The 12,754-nt window shown below is 60.5% G+C and carries 11 protein-coding genes; 6 read left to right on the top strand and 5 right to left on the bottom strand.

Features of this window, described 5'->3' with window-relative positions; all coding sequences use genetic code 11:
- Positions 1 to 55: 55 nt before the first annotated feature.
- Genes AOP74_RS03315 through AOP74_RS03300 form a run of 4 tightly spaced genes read right to left on the bottom strand, consistent with a single transcriptional unit; the run spans position 56 to position 4,346 of the window.
- On the bottom strand, positions 56 to 1,243 hold the full coding sequence (locus AOP74_RS03315) for a pyridoxal phosphate-dependent aminotransferase (RefSeq protein ID WP_061960909.1): 1,188 nt from the start codon (positions 1,241 to 1,243) through the stop codon (positions 56 to 58).
- Positions 1,244 to 1,282: 39 nt separating this feature from the next.
- A complete protein-coding gene (locus AOP74_RS03310) occupies positions 1,283 to 1,822 on the bottom strand; it encodes an Lrp/AsnC family transcriptional regulator (protein WP_082095973.1) in 540 nt (179 codons plus the stop codon).
- A complete protein-coding gene (locus AOP74_RS03305; protein WP_061960907.1) occupies positions 1,819 to 3,165 on the bottom strand; it encodes a M20/M25/M40 family metallo-hydrolase in 1,347 nt (448 codons plus the stop codon). Before AOP74_RS03305 ends, AOP74_RS03310 begins: the two co-directional genes overlap by 4 nt.
- A 2-nt stretch (positions 3,166 to 3,167) precedes the next feature.
- The gene (locus AOP74_RS03300; RefSeq protein WP_061960906.1) at positions 3,168 to 4,346 is read right to left on the bottom strand and encodes a M24 family metallopeptidase; all 1,179 of its coding nucleotides are present in this window, start codon (positions 4,344 to 4,346) and stop codon (positions 3,168 to 3,170) included.
- Positions 4,347 to 4,567: 221 nt separating this feature from the next.
- Between AOP74_RS03300 and AOP74_RS03295 the strand changes: the two genes are divergently transcribed.
- The 6 genes from AOP74_RS03295 (at position 4,568) to guaA (ending at position 11,947) form a co-directional block, all read left to right on the top strand.
- Positions 4,568 to 6,205, top strand: coding sequence for a peptide ABC transporter substrate-binding protein (locus AOP74_RS03295; protein WP_061960905.1), 1,638 nt, complete (start codon positions 4,568 to 4,570; stop codon positions 6,203 to 6,205).
- A gap of 119 nt (positions 6,206 to 6,324) precedes the next feature.
- Positions 6,325 to 7,254 (top strand): ABC transporter permease, encoded by a 930-nt coding sequence (locus AOP74_RS03290; protein WP_061960904.1) that lies wholly within the window; start codon positions 6,325 to 6,327, stop codon positions 7,252 to 7,254.
- A complete protein-coding gene (locus tag AOP74_RS03285; RefSeq protein ID WP_061960903.1) occupies positions 7,244 to 8,197 on the top strand; it encodes an ABC transporter permease in 954 nt (317 codons plus the stop codon). The genes AOP74_RS03290 and AOP74_RS03285 overlap by 11 nt, the downstream gene beginning before the upstream one ends.
- A complete protein-coding gene (locus tag AOP74_RS03280) occupies positions 8,194 to 9,837 on the top strand; it encodes a dipeptide ABC transporter ATP-binding protein (protein ID WP_061960902.1) in 1,644 nt (547 codons plus the stop codon). Before AOP74_RS03285 ends, AOP74_RS03280 begins: the two co-directional genes overlap by 4 nt.
- Positions 9,838 to 10,010: 173 nt before the next feature.
- The gene (locus AOP74_RS03275; RefSeq protein ID WP_061960901.1) at positions 10,011 to 10,373 is read left to right on the top strand and encodes a DUF3817 domain-containing protein; all 363 of its coding nucleotides are present in this window, start codon (positions 10,011 to 10,013) and stop codon (positions 10,371 to 10,373) included.
- Positions 10,370 to 11,947, top strand: a complete 1,578-nt coding sequence (guaA, locus tag AOP74_RS03270) for a glutamine-hydrolyzing GMP synthase (protein ID WP_061960900.1) — start codon at positions 10,370 to 10,372, stop codon at positions 11,945 to 11,947. The genes AOP74_RS03275 and guaA overlap by 4 nt, the downstream gene beginning before the upstream one ends.
- Positions 11,948 to 12,033: 86 nt before the next feature.
- Here guaA and AOP74_RS03265 read toward each other — a convergent pair whose 3' ends face one another.
- Entirely contained in the window at positions 12,034 to 12,735 is a 702-nt protein-coding gene (locus AOP74_RS03265) for a hypothetical protein (protein WP_152649146.1), read from the bottom strand.
- Positions 12,736 to 12,754: the final 19 nt, after the last annotated feature.

Genomic DNA, 12,754 nt, shown 5'->3' with positions numbered 1-12,754 from the left:
GATGGATTGCTCAAGCCGAGCCGCCCACGTGGCCGCGGGCGAATCGGCAGTCGTCTTACTGAACTTCGGACGCGAGTTGTCGGAGGCCTTGAGCGAGCCTTCGCACACCCTCTTCGAACACGGCATCTGAGCCATTCGTCCCGTACATCACGCGGATGTAGCCTTCGCCTGCATTTCCAAACCAAGACCCGGGCGAAACCCCGAGGGACTGGTGAGAGGCAAGGTAGCGCACGACATCCAGTGATGACCCTAGGTTGCTGATTCCCACCCAGTGAAAGAATCCACCCTGCGGCATCTTTGCGTCGACCAGCGGAATATTGCATATGGCTTCGTACACGTAACGACGTCTACGGTCGTAGATGGCCATCCAGTCTTCCAAGTAAGCGTCGTCTTCGTAGGCGGCAGCCACGCCGTATTGCGCGAATGTGTTGGTAGGACCCACGTAATTGAACGTCGCGGTCTTGAGGATTGGCATTATTTCTGCGGGAGCAACCAAGTACCCGACGCGGAAGCCGGTGAGACCCATGTCTTTCGACGTGCCGAAGACCGTGAGTGTGCGCTCGCGCATCCCGGGAAGGGAAGCGAAATTCACGAACTCGCGGTCGTCATAGACCTGGCGTTCAAAGTCCTGGTCGACGATCACCCCGAGGTCGTGTTCCTCGGCGACGGAGGCAAGTTGTTCCAGTGTTTCCCGCGAGTACACGGTGCCAGTTGGATTGTTGGGGTTGGTGATGACAATTGCGCGCGTCCGAGGCGTGATCCGGCTCGTGATTTCATCCATACGTAGGTCGAAGTCATCTTCCGCGAACGTCGGGACTTCGACAGCAACAGCGCCCATCTGAGGTACGTCATTGTGATTCTCGGCGAACCCGGGCCCGATAACCAGCACTTCATCACCCACGCCGGGGCGAATGCACACGCGGATAGCTAGGAACAGTGTGAACGCCGAGCCGGGCCCCACGAGTAGTTCCGTCTCAGGGTCGACTTCCATGTTGTTGAATTTTCGCAACTTAGATACGAGTGCTTCTTTTAGTCGTGGCTCCGCGTACCCGTTGTCGAGGGAATAGTGTGTAAGTCCGTCGTCGAGGGCCTTTTTAGTAGCATCAATAATGTGTTGAGGTAGGACGTTGTCCGGTGCGAAGGGGTCGGCCCCCATCATCATGATCTTGTTGTCAGGATCCATCCCTGAAAACAGGCTGAAGTCGGGTGAGGCTAGTTCGCGCCATGATTCGTCGATGCGCATGGTTCTCCTGGGTCTACGTAAAAATGTTGTGAATCTACGTCAGTCTTGGGGCAAAACGAGCCTCGACAGGGGGTGTTCGCCACGTACCTTCCCCAGGCTGAGCATCGTCTCGACACGTTCGATTCCTGGAATTTGCCAAATCTTCTCCAGGAGGAGTTCTTGCAGGTGGCTGTAGTCGCGGAGGCGGAAGCGAGCCATCATGTCGTAGGTGCCCGTGAGAACGAGCAGCTCTGTGAGGTGGGGCAGGGATTGAAGGCGCTCCACCACAACCCTGCCATCGACGTGCCCCGAGATGTTGATCGGCAGGATGACGAGCATGGGGTACCCGAGGGCGCTCCAGTCAACTTCGATGCCACGTCGTTGTATCACGCCGTTGCGCTCAAGTCGCGAAACTCGGTCTGCGATTGCCGGCGCCGACATTCCTACCTTTGCTGACAGTGCTCTTTGGGAAATAGTTGAATCCTCGCTCAAAATGGTGAGGACTCGTTGATCGATTTCATCGAGAGAAACCGGATCTAAAGTGCGTTCCAGTAGATCGCCGATGTGAGACATCGGTGATCCTTGCGAATCGTCGGTCATGATCGCGCTCCCATCGTGACTTCAAATTCCTGCAAGATTTGAAGCGTGAATTGTATGTGAGTAAGGAAATCGGCTGTGTGGCCGTGCTCATCGTAGCCATGCATATTTCCATCGGGACGTAGCGTCCCAGACGGCGACACGATGGGGGATCCCAGGACGTCGGTGAATGCGGAGCCGGGACCCGCACCAGTCATGACGTCATAGATCTGAGGCTCGCCTGACTGGAATGCCTTGCGAGCAGCGACTGTGACTGCATCAGCGAGGCCGGATCCGATAGGCGAGTATGCGGGCTGCATAGAGCGCACGAGGCTCACTTGGATGTCGGGGTTGAGGTTCTGGATGTGGCTGGAGAGGGCGCTAAAGGCTGATTCTGGGTGCATTCCGGGGACCAAGCCGAACCTGACTCGAGCAACACATGATGCGGCGATCGATTGCCGGATAGCGTCGTCGACGTCAAACCGAGAAACGCTCATCGATGGGGCGTAGACAAAGTCGACCGCGCGTTGGCGCTCGTTGGAGGACAGAAAGGGATTGACCCCCGGCATTGCGATCGCCTCTTCAGGAAGCGCAATCGTGGCTGCACGTTCCGCTGCAGACGCAGTGGGCTGGAGAGCGCCGTCAGTGAATCCCGGGATAGTGATCTTGCCCCCCGCGTCGGTGAGCGAGCTGATGGTTCGCATCATCTCGAGCGGGGCGGAACGTAGTAACTGGGAATAGGAGGGGTGTTGGTTCGCAGTAAGTAACTTGAGGTTGAGCTCCACTTCAAGTACACCGCGACACCCGAGGCCGATGGAGGGACGGCCGTCCTCCTCGCGCAAGTAACTCTCCCAGAGCACGCCCTCGGACCGCAGCGCGTCAGCATGCTCTTCGAGCACGCCTCGCAAGCCCGGACTGCCAATTTCTTCGCAGGGGTCAGCGATGAAGATCACGGTGTATGGCGGAGTCCCTTGATGGTCTTCGAGCCAAAGTTCGAGCGCTGCGAGCCGCGCCGCGACATCAGCCTTGTCATCGCAAGCCCCCCGGGCATACATGCGTCCATCGTGAATCTCGGCACCAAAAGGTGGGTGCGTCCAGCGATCGTGGTCGCCTTCTGGCTGGACGTCATAGTGCACGTACAGTGTGATGGCGCGGTCCGACTGACCCTGGATTCTGCCCAAGATCACGTCCCCGAGGCCGGTAAGCGTTACCGTCGTCACCGTGTCTGCGAGTGGCGTGAGGCGTTCGACTATCCAGTCGCGTGCGGTGTCGAGGGCAGCGACATTTCGCGACACCGAGGGGATCATGCAAATACTCCGCCAGTCTTCGATGAATCGGGAGTCGTTGTCGAGGATCCGGCGATCCACGCTTAGCGACCTCGCGTGGTAGCGACCGGGGTCAAGTCGTATGGATAGTCGCAGAGAATCTCATATCCCTCCTCGGTGACGAGCACGTTGTCCTCGAGTCGGACGCCTCCGAACCCTTGCTGGTAACAGCCCGGTTCTAGTGCGAGCACGTCGCCGGCGACGATGGCTTCGGGGTTCTGGTTAAGGCTCGGAGCCTCGTGAACTTCGATTCCCACGCCGTGGCCAAGCGAATGGAAGTAGCCTTCGATATTTGGCTTGCCAGGCTCCTTAGTGAGTTGCGTCGGTTCGCCAGCATCGATCATGGGCTGGCAGGAGATAGCGTGCAATTCTGCCGCAGTGACGCCTGGCTTGAGCGCCGCGTACGTCTTTTCCAGAGACTCCTGCACCAGCGCAAAGTAGCGCTGCAACTTGTCGTCGATGGGTCCCACCACGAATGTGCGTGTGAGATCCGCGCACCCGCCGCCGTCCGTGTCCTTGGGGCAAATATCGACGGTGACAGGCTCTCCTTCGAAAACCTGACCTGAGCCGGCGTGGTGGCCGATGCAGGTCTGTTCGCCATGCGCGACGATAATCCCGGCGTCCGTCGCCCCGTTCCGCAAGAAGGCGATACGCACTTGTTCCTGTAGGAATTCGCAAGTGAGTGGTTGGCCTTCGCGCATCAAGCCGCCATTTGCGCCGACCGTGGCGTTCGCTAGTTCCGTTGCGACAGTGGCAAGACCTGCTTCTGCCGCCTTGACCGCGCGCCGGACGCTCTTGAGTAATGCTCCTGACTTCACGCGACGACGCATCGCAAAGAGCTTGCGGTCGGTGTGCAGCGTGAGGCCACTTGCCCGCAGCGCGTCGGCGAGTTCAGTGGGGAACTCCGGTGGGACGACGGCTTCCGAGATCTCGAGCGACGTGCATGCTCGCACGAGCGCCTTTAGCTCAGCTACGTCGGGGTCGTCACCGGCAGCGGTGAATTCGTCATAGCCCAGTTCGTCCAAGGCGTGCACGGTCAGGCCTGCGACTTCCTGCATTCTCGCCACTTCAAGAGTCTTGATTGCGACGTGGTTCCCGTCGGCCGTTTCGATGTACAAGAACGGGTCATGGACCTCGTGGTGGATCACGTGGGCCATGTTTGCCGAAGCAGTTGAGCCATGAATGAGCAGGGGCAGGGCGGGGGCAAGTGGTGTTGAAGTCATGGGGACAGCCTACCCCCGCGCTTCGCATGCGACAGTTAACATCGCCGAAACACGACATGCTTGTAAGGTGTGGCTTGCGAAGGGCGTTCATATGTGATGTTGCTGGACGATAACCCTAATTTTGGGAGTTCTGCCAGCAGGGCCATATGAGGGTGCGTCCAGCGCGCACCGCAGCAGGTCATCCCCCAGCGCCTGCATCCACACCTAGGAGGAACCCACCCATGGCACGATCAATCATGAAGGGCCTTGCATTCGCCGCCACCGCGGCGACCGCCCTCTCCCTCGCCGCGTGTTCAGACGGCGCTTCCGATAGCGACGCGTCCTCGAGCGACCAGGCCGGGTCTACGGACCCCGTCATCATCACGGCCAACGGAACTGAGCCCCTGTACCCGTTGGTGACCACGGAGATTCAGGAGTCCGGCAGCGGCAAGATCATGACCGCACTTTTCGCTGGTCTTGTCTCATATAACGCCGATGGCTCGATCGAAATGGATGTTGCGGAGTCCATCGAGAGCGACGACAACATCACTTGGACCGTGACCCTCAAGGATGGTCAGAAGTTCACGAATGGCGAGGCGGTGACTTCAGATTCCTTCGTGGATGCGTGGCAGTATGGCGCCCTCCTTTCCAATGCTCAGGGAGGTGCTTACTTCTTTGACAACATCGTCGGCTACAGCGACTCGGAGGACTCGGAACTGACCGGGCTTACTGTGGTTGATGACCTCACCTTCGAGGTCGAGCTCACGGCTCCGCAGTCCGACTGGCCGCTACGACTGGGCTACACCGCATACATGCCTATGCCCTCGGTGGCTTACGAAGACATCGCTGCTTACGGCGAAAACCCCATCGGCAACGGCCCGTACATGCTCGAAGGCGAAGGTGCGTGGCTTCACAACGAGCAGATCGCGCTGGTTGCAAACCCCGATTACACGGGAGTGCGTCAGGCCCAGAACGATGGCTTGACGTTCGTGTTCTATGGCTCAGCGGACGCGGCCTATGCAGATGCGCAGGCTGGAAACCTCGATGTGCTTGACGAGATCCCAGACAACGCTCTGGCCACGTTTGAGTCTGACTTTGAAGCTCGTTCCGTTAACCAGGCGGCTGCCATCAACCAGGGGCTCAACATCCCGTTCTACCTCGACCACTGGAGTGGCGAGGAGGGCGAACTGCGCCGCGCAGCGATCTCGATGGCGATCAACCGTGAAGAGATCACCGAGACGATCTTCGACGGCACGCGTTCGCCGGCGACGGACTTTACCTCTCCCGTGGTCGATGGTTGGTCGGATTCCCTCGCGGGAGCAGAGGTGCTCGACTATGACGCTGAGGCTGCCCAAGCGCTTTGGGCGGAAGCCGATGCGATCGCGCCCTACGACGAGACCTTCACCATCGACTACAACTCGGATGCTCCACACCAGATCTGGGTTGACGCAGTCGCGAACTCGATTTCAAACGTTCTCGGAATTGAGGCACAAGGGAACCCATACCCGTCGTTCTCGGCCTCGCTTGAGCCGCGAGTGGGCGGCACGCTGACGGGAGCGACGCGTGCCGGCTGGCAGGCTGACTACCCATCGCTTGCAAACTTCATCGCTCCGCTGTTTGGCTCGACCTCAACCTATAACTTCGAGGGATACGCATCGGATGAGATGGACGCGGCGCTCGATGCCGCAGCCAACGCCGAGAGCCTGGAGCAGAGCATCGAGCTGTATCAGGATGCCGAGGAGATCTTGATGGCAGATCTCCCGATGATTCCGCTTTGGTACCAGAACGTTGTCGGAGTGTGGTCCGAAACTGTCGACAACGTCGATTTCGGCTGGGACTCCGCACCTCTCTACTACGAAATCACTGGGACTGAGTCCTAACGATCCACGTGTAGATCCTGCGCAGTGCTCGGCCGGAGGAAGCCCCTCCCCGAAATGCTCCGACCGAGCACTGCGCCCCAGTCACGGGAGCCCTGAAAAGGGCGCCACGGAGGCCCCCATTGCTCACATATGCAGGTAAGCGCCTACTGCAGTTGATCCCAGTCTTCTTTGGGTCGACGTTCCTCATCTATTTCATGGTCTTCGCTCTGCCGGGTGACCCTATTCGTGCATTGTTTGGGGAACGGCAGCCGCCGGAAGCTCTCCTAACGCAGATCCGCGAGCAGTTTCACCTCAACGATCCGTTCATCATCCAGTATTTCCATTACATATGGGGGTTGCTTCACGGTGACCTGGGGACCACTTACACCGGTCGACCGGTCTCTGAAGTCATCATGAACGCGTTTCCTGCGACGTTGCAGCTAGCCACTCTCGCGCTCCTCTTCGAGGCCGTCGCGGGAATCTCCATTGGCCTTGTTGCGGGGTTGCGTAAGGGAAAATTCTTCGATGCGTCAGCGCTAGTCGTGAGCCTCCTGCTGATCTCGATACCGACTTTTGTGACCGGCTACGTGCTGCAGTACATCTTTGCGGTGAAACTGGGGTGGGCCTCGCCCACGGTCGGAGCAAACGCAAGCTGGGGAGACTATGTATTGCCCGCCATTGTGCTCGCGACTGCGTCGTTCGCGTACATCGTGAGACTTACGCGGTCGTCCGTGGTTGAGACGCAGGCAATGGATCACGTGAGGACCGCGACGGCGAAGGGCCTTCCGCGCCGGAGGGTCATCTCTGTGCACGTGCTTCGTAACTCCCTGATCCCCGTGGTTACCTTCCTCGGCGTCGACCTAGGTTCGCTCATGGTGGGTGCAATCGTTACGGAAGGCATCTTCAACATCAACGGAATCGGTGGCACGGTCTACCGCGCTGTCCAGCTTGGGGACGGACCCACCATTGTTTCGATCGTTGCGGTGATGGTCATCATCTTCATCTTCGCGAATCTCCTCGTTGACCTCCTGTACGCCGTACTCGACCCCAGGATCCGCTATGCCAACTAGTTCACCATTTCCGTCCGAGCGTTACGTTGCGCCCTTCGACGACGACGATGTGAGGATTTCTGAACCCACGCTCGACGCAGGCACCAAACCCCGTTCGGTGTGGAGCGACGTATGGATGTCCATTCGCAAGCGGCCGCTCTTCTGGACTTCGGCCATCCTCATCTCTTTGGTTGTGACTGTCGCGGCCTTCCCGAGTTGGTTCACGAGTGTGTCGCCCGACGAGGGCTGCCTGCTCGCGAACTCGGATGGACCACCCCAGATGGGACACCCCTTCGGCTTCACCGTTCAAGGATGTGATGTGTACTCGCGTGTGATCTACGGTGCGCGTGCATCAGTGATGGTTGGCCTCTTGGCCATGCTCCTCGCCACTGCCTTTGGTGGCATTGTTGGGGCGCTTGCCGGCTTCTACGGTGGAATACTCGATTCCATCCTTTCCCGGGTGGTCGACATCTTCTTCGCGATCCCGATGGTTCTGGGCGCGATCGTCATGATGTCAGTGTCGAATGAGCGCACCGCGATCCTCGTTGCTGTCGTCATTGCGGTCTTTGCCTGGCCCCAAATTGCCCGCATTGCGCGGGGTGCAGTGTTGAGCGCGCGTAAATCTGACTACGTGACTGCCGTGACATCGCTCGGACTATCGCCGTTCAAGACGCTCGTGCGCCATGTTGTCCCTAACTCGCTCGGTCCCGTCATTGCGGTGGCGACAGTCTCGCTGGGGACTTTCATTGTTGCCGAGTCGACGCTGTCCTACCTGGGAATCGGGCTTCCTGCTTCCACGATGTCGTGGGGCAACGACATAAGCCAAGCCCAATCTTCGCTGCGGACGAACCCACTCTTGCTGGTGTATCCAGCAGGCGCTTTGTCAATCACCGTCTTGTCGTTCCTCATGCTTGGGGACGTATTGCGAGACGCCTTGGATCCAAAGGAGCGGACTCGCCGATGACCCAAGTCAGCAGAAGCCCCCTGTTAGAAGTGCGTGACCTTGATGTGGAGTTCACCACCGGAAGCGGGGTCGTCAAGGCAGTTTCGGATGTGAATTTCTCGGTGTACCCGGGGGAAACCGTCGCGGTGGTCGGTGAGTCTGGGTCTGGAAAGTCGACGACGTCTCAGGCCGTCATCGGCATGCTTGCGAGTAACGGCCGCGTTACTCGGGGGTCCATCGCGTTCAACGGCAAGGACCTCACGCACATGTCGGCACGCGACTTCGAATCGATCCGCGGATCCCAAATCGGATATGTGCCGCAGGACCCGATGTCGAGCCTTAACCCGGTGTGGCCCATCGGCTTCCAGGTGGAAGAGACGCTGCGCGCAAACACGGCGTCCATGAGCAGGGCAGATGCGAAGTTGAAAGCGGTTGAGCTCCTTGAACAGGCGGGGCTGGGCGAGGCATCGGCGCGCACTTCCCAGTACCCCCACCAATTCTCTGGTGGAATGCGGCAACGAGTGCTAATTGGTATCGGCATGAGTGCGCGTCCGCAGCTCCTTATTGCAGATGAACCGACATCCGCCCTCGACGTAACTGTCCAACGGCGAATCCTGGACCACCTCAAGAACATGACGAGTGAACATGGAACTGCCATGATCCTCATCACACACGATCTCGGTGTCGCCGCCGAACGCGCAGATCGCCTTGTCGTTATGTACCGCGGCAAGGTCGTGGAGGCGGGCCCCTCGGTTGAAATCTTGTCCGACCCTCGCCATCCCTATACGAAGCGCCTCATCGCTGCCGCGCCCAGCGTCGCGGCAAGGAGAATCCTAACTGGTGCGCGTAGCGTTGGCACGAGTGTCGCGGAATCGCCTACCGCAGTGATCGACATCCAGGACGTACGCAAGGTCTATGCCTTGCGTGGCCGCAAGAAAGCGGAGGTGAAGGCAGTCGATGGCGTGTCGATTGGCGTACCCGCTGGCACCACGACCGCGATTGTCGGTGAATCCGGCTCCGGGAAGTCGACGCTCGCAAAGATGGTGCTGGGTCTAGAGAAGTCGACTTCAGGGACGATCACCGTCGGCGGGCAAAATATCGGCGATGCAACGGCATCTCAAATGCTTCAACTGCGCCGGCGTATCCAGCCGGTGTTTCAAGACCCTTACGGCACCCTTGATCCGCAGTACAGCGTGCGCAACACCGTGATCGAGCCTTTGGCAATTCATGGGGTAGGAACGCCAACGGAGCGAGAGCACCGGGCGCAGGAACTGATGAACGAAGTGGCTCTCCCGCAAGCTGCACTCAACCGTTACCCCAACGAATTGTCCGGCGGGCAGCGGCAGCGAGTCGCGATTGCCCGCGCGCTGGCTCTCAAGCCTGAAATCCTCGTACTGGACGAGGCGGTTTCTGCTTTGGACGTGATTGTGCAGGATCAGATTTTGCGTCTTCTCGACGAGTTGCAGCGAGAACTGGATTTGACCTACCTCTTCATCACCCACGATCTCGCCGTCGTCCGCATGATTGCGGATCGTGTGGCGGTTATGGAGAAGGGCCTGGTCGTGGAGCAGGGTCGCGTCGATGACATTTTTGACAACCCGAGCGAGGAATACACCAAGCGACTACTAGATGCGATTCCAGTCGTGCCAGGAGTTGCATGAGTATGAGTCCCGGTGATTGCGATTGACGTGCACGACTGGGTCGGCTCGGCTTGAAGGGACACGGGTAGCCTGGCGACAGGTGCTTCTCGGATACGGGACAATGGACGGGTGCCGCGTGACCCCATTGACGAGGACGCGGAAACCCCCGACCCCGCCCTGAAGGAAGGACCCTCGTGACTGAGTCCGCTCAGCCGGCCACAGCATCGGCCGTCACCCCTGGAGCCCTGAAGCGCTACAAGGTGATGGCGATCATCACAGGCACCCTGCTGATCATCGTGTTTCTCGCGATGCTTCGCTACATCCCGGCGCTGAACACCCCGGAATCCTGGGAGTCGGGATTCTCGATCCTCGCGCAGGTCCACGGGTTCGTGTACATCGTCTACGTGATCACCGTGATGCAGCTATGGATGCAGGCGCGCTGGGGCTACGGCCGCCTGCTCACGATGGTCCTCGGCGGAGTTGTCCCGCTACTGTCGTTCTTTATCGAAAAGCGGATTGCCCGCGAACTTGAGCCCGCCGTCAAGGAGACCGCATGACTGCCCAGCCCACCGAGCATCGGCCCGTCCTGGTCGTCGACTTCGGCGCCCAGTACGCGCAGCTCATCGCGCGCCGCGTCCGCGAAGCCAACGTCTACTCCGAGGTCGTTCCCCACTCCATGAGTGCCGAGCGCATGCTCGCGAAGGACCCGGCTGCCATCATCTTGTCCGGCGGTCCGTCGTCCGTCTATGCGGAAGGTGCGCCCAGCATCGACCCCGCAATCTTCGACGCAGGCGTCCCCGTCATGGGCATTTGCTACGGCTTCCAGGCCATGGCGCAGGTCCTCGGCGGCACCGTCGCTCAGACCGGCAAGCGCGAGTATGGCCGCACCACTGCCGAGATCGGGCAGCAGGGTGAATCGCTTGCGGGCAGCCCCATCGAGCAGACCGTCTGGATGAGTCACGGAGACGCCGTCCACGCCGCACCGGATGGCTTTACGGTCCTGGCGCAAACCGACGGCGCTCCCGTTGCCGCTTTCGAGAATCTCGACAAGCGCATGTGTGGCGTCCAGTGGCACCCCGAGGTGAAGCACTCCCCGCTGGGTCAGGCCTCCATCGAGAACTTCCTGTTCCGCGTCGCTGGCCTCAAGGCCGACTGGACCAGCGCCAACGTCATCGACGAGCAGGTCGAGCGCATCCGCGCCCAGGTTGGCGACAAGCGCGTCATCTGCGCGCTGTCCGGCGGCGTTGACTCCGCCGTTGCGGCTGCGATCGTGCAGAAGGCCGTCGGCGATCAGCTCACATGTATTCACGTCGACCACGGCCTCATGCGCGCCGGCGAGGTCGAGCAGATCGAGAAGGACTTCGTCGACTCGACCGGCGTGCGCCTCATCATTCGCGATGAGAAGGAACGCTTCCTGGACGCGCTCGCGGGAGTGTCCGACCCCGAGACCAAGCGCAAGATCATTGGCCGCGAGTTCATCCGCGTGTTCGAGGACTCCGCGCGCCAGGTGGTTGAAGAGGCCGGTGCTCACGGCGAGGACGTCGAGTTCCTCGTGCAAGGCACGCTCTACCCGGACGTCGTCGAGTCCGGCGGCGGCGAGGGTGCGGCCAACATCAAGAGCCACCACAACGTGGGCGGTTTGCCGGAGGACTTGCAGTTTTCGCTCGTCGAGCCACTGCGCACCCTGTTTAAGGACGAGGTTCGCGCGGTGGGCCGCGAGCTCGGCATCCCCGAGGACATCGTGGGCCGCCAGCCCTTCCCTGGACCCGGCCTCGGTATCCGCATCATTGGTGAGGTCACTCAGGAGCGTCTGGAGATCCTGCGCGCCGCGGACCTCATCGCGCGCGAAGAGCTCACCAAGGCGGGCCTCGACAACGAGATCTGGCAGTGCCCCGTGGTGCTCCTCGCCGACGTCCGCTCCGTGGGCGTCCAGGGCGACGGCCGCACCTACGGCCACCCAGTCGTGCTGCGGCCCGTGTCCTCCGAAGACGCCATGACCGCCGACTGGTCGCGCCTGCCCTACGAGACGCTCGCGCACATCTCCAACCGCATCACCAACGAGGTGCCCGAGATCAACCGCGTCACGCTCGATGTCACGAGCAAGCCGCCGGGCACCATCGAGTGGGAGTAAGGGGAGCACATTTCCCCTGGCCGTACATACGCGGCGGTAAAACGACGGTCAGGTCACCCTGGCCGTCGTTTTTCGTTGGTGAGCGGCTACTTGATCTGGGATGTCTCCAGCACGGCCGTCAAGATCTCGACGTCCTCGCCATCGACGTATCCCGGGACATCGACGTTATGGGCGCGCGCCAGAATCCACACGTCGCCGTGAAGTGCGTAGAGATCGTCGATCTGCTGGCCGTCTTCCTCGTACGTCGCGTGCACGATGGACACGTCGCGACCGTCGAGCCCCTCGGCACTTCCGCCGGTGGCCTCGGCAATCTGGTCGCCCAGTGCCGCAGGGTCGTCAGGCGTCGCGTCGCCGTAAGGCCATTGGTCGCCCACTCGGTACGTCTCGACCTGAAGCCAGACCGACTCCTTGTAAGCGTCGGAGCCGGGCTCCGAGAGGTCGAAGGCTTGAGAGGCATCGACCAGCACGGCGTAGGGCAGAGCGCCGTCGCCGTACGTGCCCTCGTACTGCCACTGGCCCGGCAGGGTGATCTCGATTGTCGCGAATGCGGTTCCCAGCGAAGCGCTACCTTCCGCATCCTGGGCGTCGGCGCTTGGGGAGGTGCCAGAGTCAACATCGATGTCGGCGTCAGTTTGCGACGTGGCGGAGGTGCTGGATTCAGCCGATGCCGTGGTTTCGGTGGCGGGCTCCGTCGAAGTGACGGTGGCGTCAGGATCGCCGGCGTCGCTTGAACAACCAGCCACCACCAAGGTGGTTGCCAGAACTGCGGTCACTAGGGGTGCGTTCACGATCTCCTCCAAGGGCTCG

This window comes from Demequina flava (assembly GCF_000975035.1).
Classification (GTDB): domain Bacteria; phylum Actinomycetota; class Actinomycetes; order Actinomycetales; family Demequinaceae; genus Demequina; species Demequina flava.
The sequence above is the reverse complement of the archived record's forward strand: the minus strand, read 5'-3'. Positions and strand labels throughout refer to the sequence as shown.

Bases quoted from the DNA above. Each gene is read 5' to 3' on its own strand.
- AOP74_RS03295 (WP_061960905.1), top strand. From the start codon at position 4,568: ATGGCACGATCAATCATGAAGGGCCTTGCATTCGCCGCCACCGCGGCG.
- guaA (WP_061960900.1), top strand. From the start codon at position 10,370: ATGACTGCCCAGCCCACCGAGCATCGGCCCGTCCTGGTCGTCGACTTC.
- AOP74_RS03300 (WP_061960906.1), bottom strand. From the start codon at position 4,346: ATGACTTCAACACCACTTGCCCCCGCCCTGCCCCTGCTCATTCATGGC.
- AOP74_RS03310 (WP_082095973.1), bottom strand. From the start codon at position 1,822: ATGACCGACGATTCGCAAGGATCACCGATGTCTCACATCGGCGATCTA.
- AOP74_RS03285 (WP_061960903.1), top strand. From the start codon at position 7,244: ATGCCAACTAGTTCACCATTTCCGTCCGAGCGTTACGTTGCGCCCTTC.
- AOP74_RS03315 (WP_061960909.1), bottom strand. From the start codon at position 1,243: ATGCGCATCGACGAATCATGGCGCGAACTAGCCTCACCCGACTTCAGC.
- AOP74_RS03280 (WP_061960902.1), top strand. From the start codon at position 8,194: ATGACCCAAGTCAGCAGAAGCCCCCTGTTAGAAGTGCGTGACCTTGAT.